This window comes from Paeniglutamicibacter sp. Y32M11 (assembly GCF_019285735.1).
Lineage (GTDB): Bacteria > Actinomycetota > Actinomycetes > Actinomycetales > Micrococcaceae > Paeniglutamicibacter.
Genome location: NZ_CP079107.1, coordinates 263,132 through 284,985, shown reverse-complemented (window position 1 = coordinate 284,985; position 21,854 = coordinate 263,132). Strand labels below are relative to the sequence as shown.

The window sequence follows — 21,854 nt, the reverse complement described above, 5'->3', positions numbered from 1 at the left end:
AGGCACCGCGCGCCTGCCGCGGCTAGCCGCGCAGGCGTTCCATCTTCGGGTCGAAGAGCGGATCCGCCGCTACGGTCGCGGGAATCCGGCGGCCGAAGTACTCGATCTCGACCTGGTCCCCCTCCACCGTGGAGGCCGGCAGCCAGGCGTAGGCCAGCGGCGTGCGCACCGTGTAGCCATAAGCCGCCGAGGTCACGTACCCGGCCGGGGTGCCGTCGAGGTACACCGGCTCCTTGCCGAGCACCATCGAGGTCCCATCGTTGATGGTCAGGCAGCGCAACGCCCGCGCCGAGGGCGTGTTGCGCAGGACATCGACGGCATCGGCCCCCACAAAGCCGGTCTTATCCTTGGCGATGGAGAACCCCAGACCCGATTCGAAGGGGTGGTGCTCCGGGGTCACGTCGGTGCCCCACAGTCGGTAGCCCTTTTCTAGCCGCAGGGAATTAAACGCGCCGCGTCCGGCGGCGATGATCCCGTGTTCTTGTCCCGCGGCGAAGAGCACGTCCCAGAGCTTCTGCCCGGTCTCGGCGCTGGCGTAAAGTTCCCAGCCGAGCTCACCGACGTAGGACAGGCGCATCGCGGTGACCGGAATCCCGCCGATGACCACCTCGGCACTGCGGAAGTACTTCAACGAGTCGTTGGAGAAGTCGTTTGTACTGACCTTGGCCATGACCTCGCGAGCCAGCGGCCCCCAGAGCCCGATGCAGCAGGTGGACCCGGTGATGTCGGTGACGTGGGCCCACGCCCCCGGGTCCGCGGCTGCCTGCCGCCGCGCCTCCACGGTGAAGTAGTCAAAGTCAATGTTTGAGTTCACCCCCAGTTGGAAGCGTTCCTCTCCCAGCCGCGCGACGGTCACGTCGCTTCGAATCCCGCCGTCCGCGTTCAGCAGCAGGCAGTAGGTCACGGCCCCGGGCTTCTTCGCGATATTGCCGGTGCTCAGTTTCTGCAGCAGGGCCAGGGCCCCGGGGCCGGTGATCTCCAGACGCTTCAGCGGAGTCATGTCGTACATGGCCACCGCGGTGCGCGTCCGGTGCGCCTCCGCCGCGGAGATCTCCGAGTGGAACTGGTTGGACCACTGATCACGCTGCGGGGAAGACCATTCATCGGGCAGCGTCGAGAGTAGCTGCCGGTTAGCCTCGAACCAATGTGGCCGCTCCCATCCGGCGGATTCCAAGTAGAAGGCGCCGAGTTCGTCCTGACGGGCGCGGAAGGGGCTCGAGCGCAGATCTCGCGGTGAGGTACGCGGCTCCAGCGGGTGGCGGATGTCGTAGATCTCCACGAAGTTCTGCTGTGAGGTCTCGCTGACGTATTCGCTGGTGGTTTGCACCGGCTCGAAACGAGTCACCTCGCCCTCGTGCAGGGAGATGGAGGACTGTCCGTCGATCAAAAGCTCGGCCACGGCCCGGGCGATACCGGCGGAGTGCGTCACCCAGATCGCCTCGGCCACGTAGAAACCCTCCAGCTGAGGTGAGGCGCCCACCAGCGGTCCGCCGTCGGGGGTGAAGGAGAAGATCCCGTTAAAGCCATCCTCGATCGAGACGCCATTAAGGGCCGGCAGCAGCTCCTTCGAGTCTGCCCAGGAGGCCGTGAAGTCTTCCTCGGTGAAATCCAACCGTGAGGGCATCTGGTGCTCACTCATGTTTTCGGCCGGCACCTTTTCAAGCGTGTCGAGTCCCACCGGCATCGGGCGGTGAGCGTAGGAGCCGATGCCGATCCGATCCCCATGTTCACGGTAGTACAGGTCCTTGTCCTGGTGCCGCAAGATCGGCAACGACGCCCCGTTGGGCCCCTCGTTGTGCCCGGCGAGTTCGGGCAGCGCATCGGTGGTGACGTACTGGTGAGCCAACGGCAGCAGCGGCACGGACATCCCGATCATTTCGCCAATGGCCGGCCCCCAGAACCCGGCGCACGAAACCACGATGTCCGCGGGGATCACCTCGTTCTCCCCGACCCGCACCCCGGTGACTTTCCCGCCATCCTGCTCGATCCCGGTGACGGTGCTATCGCCCAGGAACCGCACCCCGGCGGCGGTGGACTTCTCGATCAACAGCTGGACCGCCCGCGCGGCGGATGCCAACCCATCGGAGGGGACCAGTAAACCGCCCAGCACGCTCGCTTCATCGATTAGGGGGTAGATCCGCTTACATTCGGCCGGATCAATCAGCCGCGCTTCAAGACCCCACGAGGTGGCGAATCCGTGCCGACGCTTCAACTCTTCGAGGCGTTCGACGGTGGTTGCGACCTCCAGCCCACCCACCTGATTGAAGCAGGAGATGCCATCCTTCGTGAGGGACAGCAGCTTTTCAACGGTGTAGCTGGCAAACTGGGTCATCGACTTCGAGGCGTTGGTCTGGAAGACCAGTCCCGGGGCGTGGGAGGTCGATCCGCCGGCCAGGTGCAGCGGCCCCTGCTCAAGAACGGTGATGTTGTTCCAGCCGCGGACTGCCAACTCGTCGGCCAGGTTTGCTCCGACAATGCCGGCCCCGATAATGACGACGCTGGGTGCTTTGTTCATGGAATAGCTCCTTCTCGGGGTGTTTAGCGGAAAACGACGGTGCGGGTGTTGTTCAGCAGGATGCGGTGTTGGCAATGCCAGGTGATGGCCCGGGCCAGCGCCAGGGCTTCGGCGTCACGGCCAATCCGCGCCAGCGCATCGGCGTCCGGGACATGGTCCACCCGGAACACCTCCTGCTCGATGATGGGCCCCTCATCCAGTGACTCGGTGACGTAGTGCGCGGTGGCGCCAACCATCTTCACGCCACGTGCGTAGGCCTGGTGGTAGGGCTTGGCGCCCTTAAAACCGGGCAGGAACGAGTGATGGATGTTGATGGCTCGTCCATGCAACGCGTTGGTCAGTTCGTTGGAAAGCACCTGCATATAACGCGCCAGCACCACCACGTCCGCTTGGTATTCGTTGATGACTTCCCGGAGCCGCGCCTCGGCGGCCGGCTTCGTGGCGGCGGTGACAGGGATGTGGATGAACTGCAGCCCCGCGGCCTCGGCCATGGGGCGCAGGTCCTCGTGATTGGAGACCACCGCGACCAGGTCGGCGCCGAGCGTGCCGCTGCGCCAGCGGTAGATCAGGTCGTTGAGGCAGTGCCCAAATTTCGAGACCATGACCAGTACGCGCTGGGCGCGCCCATCGTAGAAGGTGAAGTCCATGTCGAACTCCTCCGCCAACGATGAAAACGCGGCTTGCAGCTCCTCGCGGGTTTCCCCCGGTTGCCCGCCGGAAATTGCGGTGCGCAGAAAAAGCCTGCCGCCGACGTGGTCGTCGAATTGCTGGTGCTCGGCGATGTCGAATCCACGGTCGTCGAGGAATCCCGTCACGCCCCTGACGATTCCCGGCTTGTCGGGGCAGGAGAGGGTGAGGATGAAGCGGACGGTACTCGGATGTGGGGCACCGGGTGCTGCTACCGGTTCGCTGGTCATGGTGGACACGTTTTTCTCCCTTGGTTAGATAGTGTTCCGTGAGTTGTGCTGATTTTTTATGCTTCGTTGCCGCGGGCCGGACAGCGACCCTCGACATCACAGGCGTCCGTGCAGTCGTGTTTGGTCACCAGTTCGAAGGGCACCCCGCCATGTTCGTCAACGGCGGTCCGGATGGCCCGTTCGACGACCGAGTCCGCCAACTTCTTGCGCAAAGCCAACGGGTCACGACGCAGGTCCTTGACCAGTGCGATGCACAGGATGAACATGACAACGGCAAAGGGCAGTGCTGAGACGATCGTGATATTTTTCAGTCCGTTCAGCGCCTGCCCGGGATCGTCTCCACCGGCCAGCAGCATGATTGCTGCCACCGCACCGGTCAACACGCCCCAGAAAATGACCACACCCTTCGCCGGCTCCATGCGCCCGTTGGTGCTGAGGGAGCCCATAACAATCGAGGCCGAATCGGCACCCGTGACGAAGAAGATGCCCACCAGTACCATGCCGAGAATGGCGATAGCCAACGTCACGCCGGGGGAAACACCCAAATGCTGAATCAGGTCAAACATGGCGCCCTCGAAGTTGATGGACGGTTTCCCATCGATCATTGTCACCATCGAACCGGTGGCCCCGCCGGAAGCTTCCGCCTTGAGCTGGACGTCAAATGCTGCTCCGCCGAAGATCGAGAACCAGATCACTGACACCAGGCTCGGAACCAACAGCACGCCGGTAACAAATTGGCGGATGGTACGTCCGCGGCTAATTCGTGCGATGAACATGCCCACGAACGGCGCCCAAGATACCCACCAAGCCCAGTAGAAGATGGTCCAGCCGGACATCCATTCCCGAACAGCTTCGTCGCCGGCCGATTCGGTGCGCGAGGCCATGGTGGGTAAATCCCGGACAAAGTCACCAATGGCCGAAGGAATCAGATTGAGAATCAGTAACGTGGGTCCCAGCACGAAGACCAGTACCGCCAGCAGCAAGGCCAGGACCATGTTGATGTTCGACAGCCATTGAATGCCGCGGGAAATGCCCGAGATGGCGGAGAGCACAAAGGCGACGGTCAGTATCGTGATGACCCCGACCAGCACGGGCGAACCGACTTTTCCTACCCAGCCATTAAATTCAACGCCGCTGGCGATTTGCATGGCCCCGAGACCCAGTGAGGCGGCAGTGCCAAAAAGCGTGGCGAAGATGGCCAAGATGTTGACAATTTTGCCCGCGGGACCGTCGACCTTAGCCCCGAATAACGAGGTGAAAGCCGAGGAGATCAGCTGACGACGTCCGAGCCGGAAGGTGGAGTACGCCATCGCTATGCCGACCACCGCGAACATCGCCCACGGGTGGATACTCCAGTGGAAGATGGAGGTTGCCATGGCCGTCTGGATGGCCTCGGGGGTGCTCCCATCTACAGTTCCCGGTGGCGGGGAGACATAGTGATAAAGAGGTTCGGCAACGCCGTAGAAGACCAGTCCGATGCCCATTCCGGCACTGAACATCATGGATATCCAGGAGATAGTGCGGAATTCGGGTTTCTCACCGTCGCGGCCCAATGGGATGTTTCCGAATCGTCCCAGCGCCAGCCACAGCACGAAAATTACGAAGAAGGAGGCCAAGGAGACAAAGAACCAGCCAGTGTTTTCGGTGACCCAGGAGAGCGCCGCGTTAGAGGCGGACGAGAGAGAATCGGTGTTTACTAGCCCCCAGATGACAAAGGCGAGCGCAAACACCCCAGCAACACCAAAGGTCACTTTGTCCAAACCCTCGGGCAATCGCGGAATCATGCGAGTTGCCTTCCGCTCCAATTCGCTGTCCTTTAACTCCTGCAGAATCGCGGTGTCATCGGGAGGTGGAAGCACCGTTTCCGGGTCTTCAGCCAGTTCTGTGTCCGGGCCGTCCGGTTCGTCGGACATGTGTTCGTCGGTGTTCACTGCCATGGGATTTTCCTTTGACTGGGGATGCGAGTTGCGTCTTTGGAGCCAGGTGGTGCCGTGGGGTGGAAGCGATGCGCCTTTCGCCGGGTTGTTGTTCGGGCAGAGGGGTCAGTTGTTGGGAGGTTTTTCAATTCACGATTGCTGCATCGTCCGCAGGGTTCTTATTGATGAAAACGAACGGCAAAGTCGGGGCGGTATTTTGCCCGAGCTCCTCGGTCCGCAAGCAAACTGTCGTGGCTCGCATTTAGTCGGAGGCTATATCGACTGCACTCCAGATCTTCTGCCCGTGAGCTGTGACTCAGCCTGCATCCGCTACCTCGCACTCGTCTCGTCCGTTTCCAAAGCTGGTGGGGCATCAAAAGTGGTCAAATAGTTTCGCATCAATCAACAGCATGCGTCTCGAGCAACAATCGTGGCTCACGTCACGAACAAAAGTCAAGGGTTTTTTGGCCCATGAAGCGGGCGTGCAAAATAAGACGATCGTCATGCTGGAAAAATAATCGCTCGATCGCTCAACCAGGGATGCGACTTCACCTGGGGCTGGGATATCGCCCCAGCAATCGCTGGGTAAACCCCTCCGGGCAGCCCCACAGAGACATCGGCCGCCATGATTTTATCGATGCGATTCCGCGCCTCTCGGCGGAGACATCCACGTCAAAGAGCCACACCGGATACTGGGTCACGAGCCCCCGGCAGCATCGCGTGATTTTCCTCCTGGGGGCACAGCACCCCCGACTTGACTAGTAAGCAAGGGTGAACCTCTCGGCACGAGTCCCTAGACTTCCTCTTCCAACCGTTCTGTGAGGATTCGCTTCGCCCGGGCTTGCAAGATGCCGAGGGATTCCTTGATGAGTGGTGAGTCGATACTGCCCTTGCGCACAGCCGCGACAATCCTGCGTCTGGGCTGTCCCTGCCCCGAGATGCGCAGGCGAGTCACGTTCTCGGCACTTCCGATGCGTGCCAAGCGGGGCAGCAGGCCCACGCCCATTCCCGCGCCGACAAAGGCGATCTGGGTCTCCCACTCGACGGCTTCATGAGCAATCCGCGGAGTCACACCGACTGCCGTGAAGGCGGCGGCGAACAGGGAATGATAGGTCGACCCAGGAGCTTCGGTAATCCACGGCTCCGTCGCCAACTCTTCGAGCGTCACCGTTTCACGTGCGGCTAAGCGATGATCGGAAGGAAGGATCACATCCAGTGGATCGTTCAGCAGGGTCGTCTGCTCGAAGCGTGGATCTTCCTCAACGTGCGTCTCGGATTGCATGGCAACAATAACCGCTAGGTCGATTCGCTCGGCAACGAGCAAATCGAAGCAGCGATCTGGATTCGCCTCGAGTACCTGCACTTCCACCAAGGGACGTGACTTCCGCAGAGCCGCCGCCAACGGCGCGAGCAATTGAGCGGCCGCGGTGGAAAAACCGCCAAGCCCAAAATGGGACTGCACCTGGTCTCCAGCCTCCAGAGCGGCGGCCCGCAGCTGCTCCCATTCCGTGATCAACGCGTCGGAGCCCGCCACCAAGAATCGGCCGGTGGCCGTCAGCCGTACACCCCGCCCGTCCTTCGTGAGCAACTGCATTCCGAGCACACGCTGCAGTTCTCGCAGCTGCGCGGAGACCGCCGAAGGCGAGTAGCCCGTGAGCTCGGCGGTTGCCCCAACGGTGCCGCATCGAGCGAACACTCTGAGCGTGGTGAGTCGTGGATCGATCATGCACATATTGTGCACCATTACCTCCACAATCTTGCGCTTTTATTGCAGGTCGGGGATCCCTAATCTCAGGAGTAGAACGATTTCAACGGCTCCTAATGCAACGACGCTCGACACCGCTGCGGGGCAATCTATCTATTCCATTCCTCCGAGGAGTAAACACCATGGCTGCTTCAGTGAACGTGCCAGTTAATTCACGCGGCAAACTCGCGTCGTCATTAACTGCGCAGCAGCTCGCCGAGATCACCGAACTGTTCGAATACCGACGCGAAGGCTACTCCCTCGACGCACCGTTCTACACCGATCAGACGATCTTCAGCATCGATATGCAGGCCATCTTCGGCCAGCACTGGATCTTTGCCGCGAGCGTTGCAGAACTCCCGGAGCCCGGTGACTACGTGACTCTTGATTACGGGCCCTACTCCTTGATCGTGCTGCGCAATGACGATGGCGGAGTGAACGTCATGCACAACGTATGCCGCCACCGCGGAGCCCGGGTCCTCACCAAGTCCACCGGGACCACCGGCAACTTGGTCTGCGGCTATCACTCCTGGACCTACTCACCCAATGGCGATTTGATTCATGCCTCCGCCCCCGGTGAAACCAAATTCGACAAGAGCTGCTTCGGCCTCAAGCGCGCCCACAGCCGCGTCGACGCCGGACTCATCTTCGTCTGCATCGCCGATGAACCTCCGGCAGACTTCGACGATACCGCGAAGATTTTTGAGCCCTACCTTGCACCCCACGATCTGTCGAAGTCGAAGATTGCCTACCAGCAGAACATCATTGAAGAGGGCAACTGGAAGCTCGTCATGGAGAATAACCGGGAGTGCTACCACTGCGATGGGCACCCGGAACTCGCCTGCTCCCTCTTTCCCACTTGGGGCCTGACGGAGGGCCTCATCCCACCCCACCTTGAAGAGGTGTGGGACCGCAACAAGGCGGCCCAAGCCGCACTCGAAGATCGTTGCCGGCGCTACGGCCTTCCCTTTGAGGTCGTGGAGGAGCTCGACACCCGCGTGGCCGGGATTCGTATCTCACGCGAATCCCTCGACGGTGATGGCGAATCGTTCTCGCCAGACGGGCACCGGCTCTCTAAGAAACTGCTCGGGGACCTGCGCGACTTCCGGCTCGGTCGCTGCTCAATGCACCTGCAACCCAATAGCTGGTTCCACTTCCTCGGTGACCACGTCGTCACGTTCGCCGTATTCCCCGTTAATGAGCACCAAACCCTGGTGCGCACCACCTGGTTGGTGGCCGACGACGCCGTCGAAGGCAAGGATTACGACCTCGAGAAGCTCACCCACACCTGGAAGCAGACGAACCTGCAGGACAAGGCGTTCGTGGAGCTGTGCCAGAAGGGCGCGAGCAGCCCGGTCTACGAGCCAGGCCCTTACATGAAGAGTGAATACCAGGTCGAGGCATTCATCAACTGGTACATCCAGCGCGTGCAGGAGCACTTGGCATGATCTCCAGCACGACCATCGCCGCAGTTCAGGAACCGCAGCGCATCCGTGGGCTTGAAATGCCATGGAACAGAGTCATGGGGACCACCGACGGGCCTGCCGGTGCCGCACGAGCCCTGGGGCCCTGGCATCCGCAGGAATTCACGGCAGAATGTGTTGAGACGATTCCAGAAGTCGGCGGAATGAAGACCTTCTTATTCCGCCGCTCCGACGGTGCACCACTGGCATTTCGAGCCGGCCAGTATCTGAACATCGCCTTTCCCGTGAATGGCGAGGAACAGGACCCGGTAGACCGCAGCTATTCGCTGTCCAGTTCACCTACCGAGCCGTGGACCTTTAGCGTCACGGTCAAGCGCGATCCGGCGGGGCTGGTCTCACCGTGGGTTCACGAAAACGTCAAGCCGGGCACGATCCTCGACATGCTCGGACCTGTCGGCGCCTTCCACCTACCCGACGCCGATAGACGGGCACGATACCTCTTGCTGGCCGCGGGTGCCGGCATCACTCCCATCATGTCGATGCTGCGGACCATTCACTCCCTGCCGGGACAAGCCGACGTCGTAGTCCTCTATCACGGTGCCGAGGCCGGAGGCTTCGGCTTCCACCAGGAATTGGCATATATCGCCTCCGTTGATTCGCGTGTGAAAGTTTTCTACTCACTCGGCAATCGCAGCAAGTCAGAAGGATGGGAAGGGCTTACCGGAAGGCTAACCGCGGCAATGCTCGATGAGGTAGCCCCCGATGCCAACGGACGCCAGGTCTATGCCTGCGGCCCCGAGGGGTACCTGAACACCGCTACCGAACTCTTGAATGAAGTCGGCGTCGATGACACCTCCATTCACATGGAATTCTTCTCCGGAGACCGCCAGACGATCCTCGAATACCAGGCGGAGATCGCGCTGGCAGTGGACATTGCCGAGGAAATCGCCGAAGAAATCGCGGAGTCGGCAGAAGATTACTACGAAGGCCAGCCCGTGGCGTTCGGACTCTATGAACCGGGCTATGACAACGAGGGAACCCTAGAAGCCACGGGCCTGCCGCTCGAAACGGTTGACTCGATCGAGGAGGACGCCAATTCATCTTCCGGTGGTTCGGAAGAACTACCGGACGCCGGTTTGCCCGACATCTCGACGTTCGACTCCGTTGGCACGGGGAGCCTCACGTTGTCCTTCGTGCGAACCGGCATCAACGTGCGTATCGACCCCGAGGAGCACATTCTCGGGGTGGCCAAACGGGCAGGTGTCAAGATCGGAGCGAACTGCCAGGAAGGCATGTGCGGATCCTGCAAAATCGTCAAGCTTTCCGGAGACGTGGAGATGAACCATCAGGGCGGTATCCGCGCCCGGGAAATCGAGGCGGGCAAGTTCCTTCCCTGCTGCTCGAGCGCACTGACCGATTTGGTCATCGATGCCTAACCGCGTCCGGCGCGACGGTCTGCAAAGATCCAGAATCCGCACAGATCGGAGTGAACTCCATGATGCAGTTGCAGCCAACGGCACTGCACTGAGCAATTGATCCAAAGTACTTCACCGAAACTTGCAATAACTACATCCATAGGTAGTGTAGTGTGACCAGCGTCACCGACCATGTTTGATCGCCACTCAAAGGAGCCATTCAATGTCAGGTAATAAAGCCGTCGCCTATAAAGCGCCGGGAATCGTGGAAATCATCGACACCCCGTTTCCCACTTTTGAACTTCAGGCCGGACCCGGCGTCAACCCCATCAACGTCGGCCGCAAGGTCCCTCACGGAGTCATCCTGCGCACCGTGAGCACCAACATCTGCGGCTCGGACCAGCACATGGTCCGCGGCCGAACCACCGCCCCGGCCGGATTGGTGCTTGGGCACGAAATCACCGGTGAAGTCATCGAGACCGGACCCGACGTGGAATTCATCAAGGTCGGGGACATCGTCTCGGTTCCCTTCAACATTTCCTGTGGTCGCTGCAGAAACTGTAAAGAGGGCAAGACAGGAATCTGCCTGAACGTGAACCCGGACCGTCCAGGAAGCGCCTACGGCTATGTCGACATGGGCGGCTGGGTCGGAGGCCAAGCAGAGTTCGTTTTGGTCCCATATGCGGACTGGAACCTACTCAAGTTCCCGGACCGGGATCAGGCCCTGGAAAAGATCATGGACCTAACCATGCTCTCGGACATTCTCCCGACAGGATTCCACGGAGCCGTCACCGCCGGCGTAGGCGTCGGCTCCACCGTTTATGTTGCCGGAGCCGGTCCCGTGGGACTCGCCGCGGCGGCCAGCGCCCATTTGTTGGGGGCTGCGGTGGTCATCGTGGGAGACCTCAACGAGGACCGCCTCGCCCAGGCAAGGTCCTTCGGCTGTGAAACCATCAACGTGGCCAAGGGCGACCCGGCCGACCAGATCGAGCAGATCCTCGGCGTGCGAGAGGTCGATTGCGGCATCGACGCCGTCGGCTTTGAGGCCCGCGGACACGGACACGGGGCCGGCGCGCAGGAAGCACCCGCAACCGTGCTGAATTCACTGATGGACATCACGGCCGCCGGTGGCTCCCTGGGGATCCCCGGACTCTATGTCACGGGCGACCCAGGAGCCGTCGACGAAGCGGCCCGGAAGGGAAGCCTGTCCCTATCTCTGGGTACCGGTTGGGCCAAGTCTCTCTCGTTCACGACGGGCCAGTGCCCGGTCATGAAGTACAACCGCCAGCTGATGATGGCCATCCTGCACGACAAGATTCAGATCGCCAAGGCGGTCAACGCCGAGGCCATTTCGCTCGAGGATGCACCGCGCGGGTATGCGGAGTTCGACGCCGGTGCGGCCACGAAGTATGTACTCAACCCAAACGGCTACCTCAACAACTAGCCCTCGGCCAAGGATCACGGGGGTCGCCTATCGAACCCCGCTCGGCAGCTCGGAGTGGCCGCTGCATCACCCAGTTCATCTGGGCTGTGCAGCGGCCACCTGGTTTTAACAAAGAGCCCACCATGTGGGCACACATCGTCACCGTAATGTTGGAGCGGTGCTCCGGCGAATCATCCGGCGGTGTAGCCCAACGACGCTCCGACGCGCAGCCCAGCCTGCTGAAGTCCTTCAAGTAGGCCAGGTTCTATTTCCGGGTCAAAGCGGAAGGCCGGGCCCGAGACGCTAATGGCTCCGACCACCGCGCCAAGGTGATTGCGCACCGGCACTGCCACCGAGTTGATGCCTACCTCGAATTCCTCGCGGGCCTGAGCGTAGCCGTTCTTCACCACCTGCAACAGATCCTTTTCTAGGGCAGTCCTCGATCGGATGGTTTTGGCCGTGCGCTGAGGTAGCCCCGCAGCCTTCAGAATTCGTCCGCGTTCATCGGCGCCGAGCGCCGCCAGCAGGACCTTGCCGCTGGACGTCGCGTGCAGAGGCGTGAGGCTGCCCAGCCAGTCGTAGGTGGCAAGCGTCGAGGGGCCCATGGCTTGGTCTACGTTCACCGCATACTCCTCGCGTAGCACCGCGAGGTTGACCGTCTCCTTAAATTCCACCGCCAACTTTTCAAGGACCGGACGAGCCTCACCCACCAGAGAGAGACGACCGGGAATGGTGCTGGCCAGCCGCAAAATACCGAATCCCAGCTCAAACTTTCCGCGATTGGTGTTCTGCTGGACCATACCTCGGGCCTGCAACGAAGCCAAGAGCCGGGACGCCGTCGACTTGTGGATCTGAAGTTCCTCGGCGACGTCGCCGACACCTGAGCTTCCTTCTCGCCCAAGAATCTCCAAGATTGCCAGGGCTCTGTCCACGGATTGGACCACACCGGGTGCAGCATCGTCGTCGTCCGTTTCCGGAGGATGTGATTCATGGACTGCCACGGGTGTTCCGTCCTTCACGCTCAACTTTGTTCCGTCGTTTTCTTCCAGCATAGGCGCTGACTTAATGCGGCTTGTCGCCTCAGACCGCTGCGACTAGGCGATACGAGTACCGGAAGAGAGCTTCCCCGCCGGAGTCTTCAACTTATTGCGTCCCGCTGCCACGATGCCGCCGACAAACAGCGCTTGGATGCCCAAGCCCAGCGGCCACAGTGGTGTTGACGTCGGCATCGTCATGTCGCTCTTGACTCCGTTCAGGCAGGGCGTGAGATATTCGGGTCCCGCCTGTGACATGCGGACTCCATCGCTGATGGCCCCCATCGGACCGGCCGAGGAGTACATTCCATCGTCTCCGGGCGGTGGTGGAACCCGGGGCGCCGCGTCTGCCACCACCACGAATGGGTTCGCTGCCAACAGCCATGTGATGCGATCGGTGGCAAAGGTTTCCTGCGGGTAGATGCGAGATTCGCAGGTGTACGCATCCTCGTCCCACTCGCCGTAATATTCGTCGCCCATGTATTCCTCGGGCCAGACTTGGTTCGAAATTTGTACCTCAGTTTTCACCAATTGCATGCTGAGCCCGTAGGCGATCAGTGTTCCCAAGCCGAGCATGGCCACCAGCAGGTAGGTGACCATCACGGCAAAGAGTGTGCGATTCGCCAGTGCCGATACTCCTACACCCAGCGCGCAGACTATGGCCAGTTCGAGAGCGAGCATGCCCAGGAGCACCGGTGCTCCCGGCAGATACACATCCCCATAAGTCATGGCCCATCCGATCAAGGGAATCGTCACCACCAGGAATCCCAGTGAGGCCACCCACGACGCTAACCACTTGCCCCACAATAATTGCCCGGGGGTTAGCAGCGTATTTTGCAGAATCGCCAACGTCCCGTTGGCTCTGTCGCCGGTGATCGAATTGGCGCTCAGAGCGGGAGCGATGAGCATGCCAAAGAACAGCACAAAGGCGATGACCAATTCAAACATCACTTGCCCCGGGCCGAACTCTTCCACGCCCACGCTCAGCGCGGCGAGACCCACCACGGCGGCGACCACCACGAACCAGATTCCGAGCATGATGTACCAACCTCGGCTGCGGATCCGCTGTCGGATTTCCAATCCAAAGATGGTGCCAATGCCGGAAAGATATCCTAGGGTTGGTGCGCTTCCCGCAGTCCGCTGGTCAGTGGAGATACTCATGGCATTTCATCCTCAAGGCTCAGGTAGGTCTCTTCGAGCAGACCCGATGACGGGGCAAAGGCGGTGACCGGAACGCCTGCCGAAACAAGGCTGGTTAGCAGGGCCGCAGCTCTAGTTTCCCCTGCCATCTTGATCTTGGCGGCTCCGCCCACATTTTCGAGGTTCGAAACATAAACGGCGTCAACATTGCCGGCCTCCAATGCACGCCGGAGCGCGGGGAGATCCAAGCTGGAAACCGTGTAATTGCGTCCCTGCGTCCCGGCCTCGTCGAGGCGCTGTCTGCGTACCGAACGCCCCTTGGTCAAAAACACCGCGGAGTCGGCCATTTCGTCGAGTTCAACTAGCACGTGAGAGCTGATCACCACGGTCTTTCCGCTGGAGGCCAGCTGGCGCAACAAAGTGCGCAGCTGAACCCGGGCACCCGGGTCTAGCCCGCTGGCCGGCTCGTCTAGCAGCAACACCTCGGGATCGTTGATCAAGGCTCTGGCCAGTGAAAGACGCTGCGATTGTCCGCGCGAAAGCACTCGGGCTGGCGTGTCAGCCAACTCGGTGAGGTTCACTATTTCCAGTAGTTCGCTGGCACGGGTGCGAGTTGTTGCTTTGTTTAGGCCGTAGAGAGCGCCCATGGTGGCGAGGATTTCGCGGCTAGTCAGGGATTCCCATACGCCCAAGGTGTCGGGCATCCAGCCCAGTCGAGCACGGGCCGCACGTGGATCCTTCATCGGATCAATGCCGTGGATTCTAATGGTTCCGGCATCGGGGCGAAGCAGGGACGCCAGCATCAATAGCAGGGTGGTCTTGCCCGACCCGTTGGGACCAATTAAGGCTGTTACCTCTCCGGGAGCGGCATGGAAATCAATGTTCGTCACAGCATTTACTGAACCGAATGATCGGGCCAGGCCCAGCGCTGTAATTCCTGTTGCTCCACCCGGAAGCTTCTCGGGCTCTTGTTCAGAGCCGGTGGTCATTGTTTTCATGGGCTTTCCCGCTTCTTGCCCCTGAGCAGGTACCTGTTCCATAGTTCTCAAGCTACGCAATGCCCTAGGTCAAGTCACGCTTTTGGTGGATCCGTTACCAAAGAGCCGCTTTGGGCGGTACACATGCGGCGACTGCCCCAAGCGCTGCGATTTCCCTGACCCCATACCAAGCATTTAGACCAGCCGAGGTCCGCTATATGACCTAGAACGGTCACGCATTGGGGTTTTGGTTCATCACAATGGCTAAAATGGGAACGGTGCTGGCTTCTGCCGCGCCCATCTTTCCGTATCTTCGTTACCGTCCCATGGAGTGTGCTGACGCATGAGCCTGATTGTCCAGAAATTCGGCGGATCCTCCGTTTCAGATGCCGCTGGCATCAAACGCGTTGCCCGTCGAATTATTGACACCAAGTCCGCCGGCCACGACGTCGTCGTGGTTGTATCCGCCATGGGCGACACCACCGATGAGCTTCTTGACCTTGCCGGGCAGCTGACCGAGGATGCCCCCTCACGTGAAATGGACATGTTGTTGTCCGCCGGTGAGCGCATTTCCATGGCATTGCTGGCCATGGCCATCGATGGTCTGGGCGCCAAGGCCGCATCCTTCACCGGTTCGCAGGCCGGCATGGTGACCGATGCCATCCACGGTAAGGCCCGCATTATTGAGGTCTCCCCCCAACGCGTGCGTCGAGCTATCGACCGCGGCTATGTGGCGATTGTCGCCGGTTTCCAGGGCGTTAGCAAAGAATCAAACGACATCACCACCATGGGTCGCGGTGGTTCGGACACCACCGCCGTGGCTTTGGCCGCCGCTTTGGGCGCGGATGTCTGCGAGATCTACACCGACGTTGACGGCATTTACACCGCAGATCCCCGCGTTGTCTCTACTGCCCGAAAGATCGACACCATTTCCAGCGAGGAAATGCTGGAGATGGCGGCTTCGGGCGCCAAGATTCTGCATCTGCGTTGCGTTGAATACGCTCGCCGTTTTGGGGTCCCGCTTCATGTCCGCTCCTCGTTTAGCACCAATGAGGGAACATGGGTCATGCCCAGTCCCGACGACCAAATCAAGATTCAAGAGGGAGAACCCTTGGAACAGCCAATCATTTCCGGTGTCGCTCACGACCGATCCGAAGCCAAGGTCACCATCGTCGGCGTTCCCGACATCCCGGGCAAGGCCGCCCAGATCTTCCGCGTCATTGCTGGTGCACACGCCAACATCGACATGATCGTCCAGAACATCTCAACCTCCGGTTCTGGCCGCACCGACATTTCCTTCACTCTTCCGATGGTTGATGGCAAGCACGTAAAGGAAGCTTTGCGAGATGCCCAGGAAGAAATCGGATTCGCGGATATTGCCTACAACGAAAACGTTGGCAAGCTTTCCCTCATTGGCGCAGGTATGCGTTCAAACCCGGGAGTCTCCTTCACGTTCTTTGAGGCGCTTCACCAGGCCGGTGTGAATGTGGACATGATTTCCACCTCGGAAATTCGCATTTCCATCGTCACTGATGCCAACAAGCTTGATGACGCGGTCAGGGCCATCCATGCTGCCTTCGATCTAGACGTGGAAGACGAAGCTACCGTCTACGGTGGGACCGGCCGCTAATCTTGGTGTTTTGTCGTGGCGCGGTCCATGGCACTCAGAACACGCACCTAAGTGCGGTTCTGAGCGTCATGGACCGTTTCTGTTAATGGGCAGAACAGTGCCCCGACAGGACTCGTACCCGCAATTATGCGGCAGGCGTTCCGGGCAGTGCCGGTGCAATCGAGGTGTAAACCGCTCCGGTAGGAGTGGTGATTTCGATGGTATGACGACCACCGGTCTCAATCACCTTCTCCTCCCACCCTTCCTGCTCCTTGGCCTGATTACATGCCGCACAGCGCCCTGAACCATTAATCGCGCTGGTCGCTCCCCCTCGCGCATGTTGCACCACGTGATCAAAGTGTTTGATCGGTGCATTGCAATAGGGAGTGCGACAGTATTGGTCGCGAATCCGGATGAACTCTTTGAGGTTCTTAGGGAACGAGCGGGAACTAGAATCCATCGCCAGCAACTCCCCGCTCTGCGGATGGGTATAGAGCCGCCGTAGGGATACCTGAGCCCGATACCACGCATGATCCGGAGCCTCCGAACCCTTAATCACGGCTCGTGCCCAGGTCGCTGGCACCGTTCCATACCCCTGAAGGTAGGCCGGTTCGCCACTGCCCTGGCAGAGCGTGCGATCGGTCATCACCAGATTCACCATCACCGGCTGGCCCTTGGCCGGGTCTCTGCCGGTGAGGCGATCGACCGCCAGATCAGCCATGATCTGATTTAGGGACCGAGGATCCCCACCGACCTTCAAACTCGCCGCATCCTGCATCAGTGTCTGGCGGATCGCCAGACCATCTTGGACCGAGAACATGCCCGAGAGTTGCATCATGCCATCACGGGCAGGATATACCGAGCAATAGCGGTGGGTGTTAGCTTGTTCCATGCGGCTCAGGGCATCGGAGCTGTCATAGAGGAACGAGAGCCGCCGGACCTCATCTTCTAAGGCCCGAGAACAGATTCCATCTAAGGCCTGCGGGTCGCGTAGGAGGTCCTGGTCCACGGCTTCGCAGTGCTCAGCGCAGAGGTGCTCGGTGTTTTTCACGATGATCTGCGCTTGAAACCAGCTAATCTGCCCCTCCAGAAGAGCTGCGAGGGTGAATTGCAGATGCGCGACCAAGCGGCGCGAGCAGGCCAGGAAGGAACGTCCCTGGTCTGGGGATTCTCGGCGGGCCAACGCGATTTGGGAACCAACACCGTAAGAAGGGTTATTTTCTCGTATTCCGGCGTCGGTGCGTTGGGTGATCACGTCCGCTTCGAAGAGGGTCGCGGAGATGACTTGCGCTCCAGCGGCGGCGCCCTTGATCTCTTCGAGTTTTCCCAAGATCTCGTGATGCTCCTTGGCGTTGCCGCTGAGCTCAAGCAGGGCCAGGGAGCGGCGCATGTAGTCCAAGAAGCAGAGGTCTTCGGTGTGGCTGCGGCCCGGAACCGGGACCGGGAGAACCACTCCGTGGATCTCACCAGCGGGCTCGACCTTGAGAGTGGGGGTCATAGTAGGGGTGAGGACTATTTCTTCGTTGGGAGGTTCGTGTAGTGAATCTCCGCTGGGATATTCTTCGAACATACCTCCATTCTACGCCGGGGATCCCCCGTTTTGTGGGGTGCGGGGTGGTGGTGGATAACTTCTTATCGCAGGTCAGATTCACTTTAGGTTTATCCACAGTGCCGCACTGACCCCTTGACAAAACACTCGAGACGGGGGTTTCCATTCTCGGAGATTGAGCCTTTCTCGCGCACCCAGCGATAATGGATTAATGTTCACTTCATCGCTCACTTGGCTGCCCGAAGAGCAATGGCTCACCTCGGCCGCTGCCCATCAGGTGAGAGCAAAACGCTTTGGTGAACCCTTCACCGAACGCCGAATGAAGCGGCAAAAGCATCCCATCGACGACTTCCTCTTCACTTATTACACGCAGAAGCCCGGACAGCTTTATCGCTGGCACCCGGGACCCGGCGTGGTTCTGGGTGGACAAACCGCCCAAGAGCGCGAAACTTGGAAGTTCTACCGTGAGGTGATTCACCCGCTGACCGGCGAGCGCGGCTTTACGGTGGATCTCGAGTCATTTGCTCAAGCCCGCACCGATGCAGTCACCTTTGCCAATATCATCCTGGCTGGCACCGCCACCAGAGCCGCCAACTTTGCCTGCTTTGGCCTCCACGAATGGGCCATGGCCTATAAATCGGATGACAACGGGATTCGCCACGAATATCTCCCCCTTCGACTTGGTGCGGCAGGGACCGACGCCGTGGTGGAAGAGAGCAAAATTCGCTGCACGCATTTTGATGCGTTCCGTTTCTACACCCCAGAGGCAATACCGCTTAACGAGCTGACCCCAACCCGTGAAACCCAACGGGATCTTGAGCAGCCGGGATGTCTGCACGCCAACATGGACCTCTACAAGTGGGCCTACAAGCTCACTCCCGCGGTTCCGAGCGAACTGGTCATGGACTGTTTTGAATTGGCGTGGGACATCCGCACCATGGACATGCAGGCATCACCCTACGACCTCACCGATTGGGGACAGGAACCCATTCGCATCGAGACGCCTGCGGGCAAGGCCGAGTACGTACGCCTGCAAAAGAAATTCGCCGAACGCGCGGAGCTGCTGCGCCAACAATTGCTGAACGTTGCCCAAAGCGTCCCAGTGGCACAGACTTAGAAAAGGCCGCCGACAGCAGGCCGTGGGTGATCTTTTGGGATGGGTGAAGAACATGCGGCAGCACCAACAGTTAATCGTTCCGGTACTGCTGCTGGGTGCCGGAGTATTGCTGGCAGGATGCGCCAACGATGCCGGGCCGACCGGAACAACACCAAGCAGCCAGAGCACCGGAACTGAACTGTCGATTTCCATCAAGGCCGACGGTAAGACTCAAAGCGCGCAGTACCACTTGTCCTGCTCGGGTTCCTCGTCGCTAGAGGCCAGTGATCATCCGCGGGCCGAGGAAGCCTGCCTCTTCTTGGCCGCCGAACCTCAAATGCTCACGCTGCCTACCGATGACAATAACCGGGTCTGCACCATGCAATACGGTGGCCCGGCCACGGCTGACGTTACCGGAACCATCAAGGGACGCACCGTGGCACGAACCTTCAATCTGAGTAATGGCTGCGGAATTGCCGACTGGACCGCGGCCCTGCCCCTGTTGGTTGAACGGCCGAACGGGCCGTCACAATAGGCGCTTAACCCTGAACGAGGTATCGGTGTTCGGGTCGACCGCGACTTCCGTACGCCAATTCCAGGCGCAGCGATCCGGCTTGGACAAGATTTGCCAGGTAGCGCTGGGCCGTGGCGCGCGAAATCCCCACGGCGGTGACCACCTGCATCACCGTGGCCGGCTCCCCTGCCGCAGCCACCGCGGCGAGCACCGCTTGCTCGGTGGGAGTTACGGCAACAACTCCCGCGTCATCCCCCGCCAACAGGGCACGCTGCGCCCGATCAATCCCCTGCTGGTCAAGGCCTGCCGCGCTCTCCAGCTGTCTCCGGTAGCGGGCATAACCGCGCAATCGGGCGGCGAGCATCTTCGGGTCAAACGGTTTGACCAGATACCCGAGAGCACCGCGCCTGATGGCCGTGCGCACGGCGTCGACCTCGGTGGCAGCAGAGAGCACAAACGCATCCACGTCGAGGCTGGCGAGCAAGTCGAGCCCGGAACCCTGCGGTAGGTAAACATCCAACAGCAGGAGATCCGGTTTGCCCTCCGCCACGGCGCGGGGCACCATGCGGGCATCGTGAACGGGTGCCAAGGCACTGAATCCTGGGACATCATCCACGTATCCGGCGTGCAGAGCTGCTACCCGGAAGTCGTCGTCAACCACCAGGACCTTGTAGTCAGTGCTCGGATTCATCGTTCATAACTCCTTAAAGTAGTTGATGCATCGGCGGAAAGTACCCCGGGCAGGCGTGCGGCAAATACCGCGCCCGACGAAGTGCCCGCGGGGTGGGCGGTCGCCTCTTGTGTGGAAGTTCCGCCCGGGTCGGCGATCCAGACTTCTCCGCCGCGGGTGCGTGCCAGTCGGCGGACCAGCGGTAGCCCCACGCCGTGACCGTGTTCGGGAGCATCTGGCACCGAAGCGGTACTGACTCCCTCGGCAAAAACATCGAGTCCCGGGGCCACACCCGCCCCGGAATCGGCGACGGCTAGGTGCAATGTGGAGCCCTCGGAGAGCAGGTCAACTTCCACCCAGCGCGGGGCCGGACCCTCCACCGCCGCACGCAACGCATTGTCAATGAGGTTGCCAAGCACCGCCGTGGCGTCTTGAGCATCCAGCAGGCTCCCGTACAGCGCACTGGCATCACCCACGCGCAACACCACGCCCCGCTCGTAGGCCTGGACACCCTTGGCACCCAAGAAGGCCCGCAGATAGGTATCCTCGATCGCGGCCAAGTTCTGCACCGGCTCACGCACCGGACCAGACTCGATGACCTCACCGAGGTAGTCCAGCGCCTCGTCCACGTCCCCGTGGTGCAGCAGTCCGGAAATGGTGTGCAGCCGGTTGGCGAACTCGTGGCGTTGAGCGCGCAGGGCCGATGCCATGGTCTCCACCGCATCGAGTCGTGAGCCAAGGGTTTCGATGGTCGTGACGTCGCGCAACAGCACCACCTGTCCGAGATTAATTCCGTCACGGCGCACCGGGTGGATGGTGGCCACCAGCGCCGCTTGCTCCGTTTCCAGCCGCAGGGTTCGCGGCCGGGCTTCGGTGAGTGCTGACACCAGCGCCGTGGGCAGTTGCGCATCGGTAAAGGGCAGTCCGATGATGTCGCCGGCCGCGTTTCGATGCGGCAGCCCCAGCATGATGCGCGCGGCACGATTGCGCACGCTGACGCGTCCGTCGGGACCGATCCCGATGACCCCATCAAGTACTCCGTACAGCACGGCATCGCGGTCACGCAACAGCTGAGCCATTTCCGCCGGTTCCAGCCCGAGTGTCTGCGCTTTGAGTCGGCGCACCAACCAACGGGTGGCCAGCGCCGAAAGCCCCAGGGCGCCAAGTCCGAAGCCCAGCACCCACAGGGCCGCCACCCGCAGCAGGGCGGCAAGTTCCTGCCCACCGACCCCGACACTGACCTCGCCAACAACCGTGCCGGTGGAGCCCGGCGCGAACACCGGGACCTTGGCGCGCACCGATTCACCCAACGTTCCGTGTTCGCGCGAGACATCTTCGGCACCGGAGAGTGCCACCGGGTCCGTGGAGACCCGTTGGCCCAGCAAGGTGGGGTTCGGGTGGGAGAGCCGAATGCCGCGATCCTCGGTCACGACCACGAAGAACGCACCGGTACGATTCCGTACCGCCTCGGCTGCCAATTGCACCGGGCCGGTGCGTAGCGCAATGGGGTCAAGTTCGTTGCCCGCGGCCAATTTTTGGACCTCCGCTTGCAGTTGGGGGTCCGCCGCCAGGGTGCGGGCGATGGCTAGGGCACGTTCCTGGGCTTGTTCGTCAACACGTTGGACGGTTGCCCACATGGCGCCGCCCGCAGCGATCAGGATCATCAGACCCACCACCGCGAATTGCAGGCTCATAATGCGGGAGGCGAATCCGCGCGCGGGTTTGTGATCATGGGGCATGAAACCAAGTGTAAGACCCCCACCGGACACGCTGGGCTTTATGAGCAAAAAAGGATTTAGGGGAAGAACCCCTCTTTGTGGGCACAACCACACCGCCGTGATGCGCGCCACGTAACGTGAGTATCCGCGGATCAACAGGTGGCCGAGGTAGCCCTCCTGCAAACATCGCCCC

16 protein-coding genes are annotated in these 21,854 nt (G+C 60.8%); 6 read left to right on the top strand and 10 right to left on the bottom strand.

Features of this window, described 5'->3' with window-relative positions; translation table 11 throughout:
- Positions 1-22 precede the first annotated feature (22 nt).
- The 4 genes from KUF55_RS01330 to KUF55_RS01315 form a co-directional block, all read right to left on the bottom strand.
- Entirely contained in the window at positions 23-2,515 is a 2,493-nt protein-coding gene (locus tag KUF55_RS01330; protein WP_132364324.1) for an FAD-dependent oxidoreductase, read from the bottom strand.
- A 23-nt stretch (positions 2,516-2,538) separates the two neighbouring features.
- Positions 2,539-3,432 carry a formyltetrahydrofolate deformylase gene (gene purU / locus KUF55_RS01325; RefSeq protein WP_132364591.1) on the bottom strand — a complete coding sequence of 298 codons (894 nt, stop codon included), beginning with the start codon at positions 3,430-3,432 and terminating at the stop codon, positions 2,539-2,541.
- Positions 3,433-3,488: 56 nt separating this feature from the next.
- Positions 3,489-5,369: a BCCT family transporter gene (locus KUF55_RS01320; protein ID WP_218817762.1), complete on the bottom strand. Its 1,881-nt coding sequence runs from the start codon at positions 5,367-5,369 to the stop codon at positions 3,489-3,491.
- 772 nt (positions 5,370-6,141) lie between these two features.
- On the bottom strand, positions 6,142-7,074 hold the full coding sequence (locus KUF55_RS01315; protein WP_218817761.1) for a LysR family transcriptional regulator: 933 nt from the start codon (positions 7,072-7,074) through the stop codon (positions 6,142-6,144).
- A gap of 161 nt (positions 7,075-7,235) precedes the next feature.
- Between KUF55_RS01315 and KUF55_RS01310 the strand changes: the two genes are divergently transcribed.
- From KUF55_RS01310 to fdhA, 3 genes are all read left to right on the top strand, one after another.
- Positions 7,236-8,540 (top strand): SRPBCC family protein, encoded by a 1,305-nt coding sequence (locus tag KUF55_RS01310; RefSeq protein WP_168151969.1) that lies wholly within the window; start codon positions 7,236-7,238, stop codon positions 8,538-8,540.
- The gene (locus KUF55_RS01305; protein ID WP_218817760.1) at positions 8,537-9,952 is read left to right on the top strand and encodes a ferredoxin reductase; all 1,416 of its coding nucleotides are present in this window, start codon (positions 8,537-8,539) and stop codon (positions 9,950-9,952) included. The genes KUF55_RS01310 and KUF55_RS01305 overlap by 4 nt, the downstream gene beginning before the upstream one ends.
- A gap of 202 nt (positions 9,953-10,154) precedes the next feature.
- Positions 10,155-11,375 (top strand): formaldehyde dehydrogenase, glutathione-independent, encoded by a 1,221-nt coding sequence (gene fdhA / locus KUF55_RS01300; RefSeq protein WP_132364311.1) that lies wholly within the window; start codon positions 10,155-10,157, stop codon positions 11,373-11,375.
- A 170-nt stretch (positions 11,376-11,545) separates the two neighbouring features.
- Here the strand turns inward: fdhA and KUF55_RS01295 are convergent, their stop codons facing one another.
- From KUF55_RS01295 to KUF55_RS01285, 3 genes are read right to left on the bottom strand one after another with little or no spacing between them, the layout of a single operon-like run.
- A complete protein-coding gene (locus KUF55_RS01295) occupies positions 11,546-12,406 on the bottom strand; it encodes an IclR family transcriptional regulator (RefSeq protein WP_218817759.1) in 861 nt (286 codons plus the stop codon).
- Between the two features lie 42 nt (positions 12,407-12,448).
- On the bottom strand, positions 12,449-13,549 hold the full coding sequence (locus KUF55_RS01290; RefSeq protein WP_132364306.1) for an ABC transporter permease: 1,101 nt from the start codon (positions 13,547-13,549) through the stop codon (positions 12,449-12,451).
- The gene (locus KUF55_RS01285) at positions 13,546-14,526 is read right to left on the bottom strand and encodes an ABC transporter ATP-binding protein (protein WP_370630940.1); all 981 of its coding nucleotides are present in this window, start codon (positions 14,524-14,526) and stop codon (positions 13,546-13,548) included. The genes KUF55_RS01290 and KUF55_RS01285 overlap by 4 nt, the downstream gene beginning before the upstream one ends.
- Positions 14,527-14,848: 322 nt before the next feature.
- Between KUF55_RS01285 and KUF55_RS01280 the strand changes: the two genes are divergently transcribed.
- Positions 14,849-16,135, top strand: a complete 1,287-nt coding sequence (locus KUF55_RS01280; protein WP_132364303.1) for an aspartate kinase — start codon at positions 14,849-14,851, stop codon at positions 16,133-16,135.
- 124 nt (positions 16,136-16,259) lie between these two features.
- On the opposite strand, the gene KUF55_RS01275 is transcribed toward KUF55_RS01280, so the two are convergent.
- Complete coding sequence (locus KUF55_RS01275) at positions 16,260-17,684, bottom strand: DUF222 domain-containing protein (protein ID WP_218817758.1); 1,425 nt, start codon at positions 17,682-17,684, stop codon at positions 16,260-16,262.
- A 190-nt stretch (positions 17,685-17,874) separates the two neighbouring features.
- On the opposite strand from KUF55_RS01275, the gene KUF55_RS01270 reads away from it, so the two are divergent.
- Positions 17,875-18,780: a 3-methyladenine DNA glycosylase gene (locus tag KUF55_RS01270; RefSeq protein ID WP_132364298.1), complete on the top strand. Its 906-nt coding sequence runs from the start codon at positions 17,875-17,877 to the stop codon at positions 18,778-18,780.
- A 52-nt stretch (positions 18,781-18,832) separates the two neighbouring features.
- Positions 18,833-19,294, top strand: coding sequence for an SSI family serine proteinase inhibitor (locus tag KUF55_RS01265; RefSeq protein WP_218817757.1), 462 nt, complete (start codon positions 18,833-18,835; stop codon positions 19,292-19,294).
- 4 nt (positions 19,295-19,298) lie between these two features.
- Here the strand turns inward: KUF55_RS01265 and KUF55_RS01260 are convergent, their stop codons facing one another.
- The gene (locus KUF55_RS01260) at positions 19,299-19,964 is read right to left on the bottom strand and encodes a response regulator (protein ID WP_132364292.1); all 666 of its coding nucleotides are present in this window, start codon (positions 19,962-19,964) and stop codon (positions 19,299-19,301) included.
- Complete coding sequence (locus tag KUF55_RS01255; RefSeq protein WP_218817756.1) at positions 19,961-21,682, bottom strand: ATP-binding protein; 1,722 nt, start codon at positions 21,680-21,682, stop codon at positions 19,961-19,963. The genes KUF55_RS01260 and KUF55_RS01255 overlap by 4 nt, the downstream gene beginning before the upstream one ends.
- Positions 21,683-21,854 lie beyond the last annotated feature (172 nt).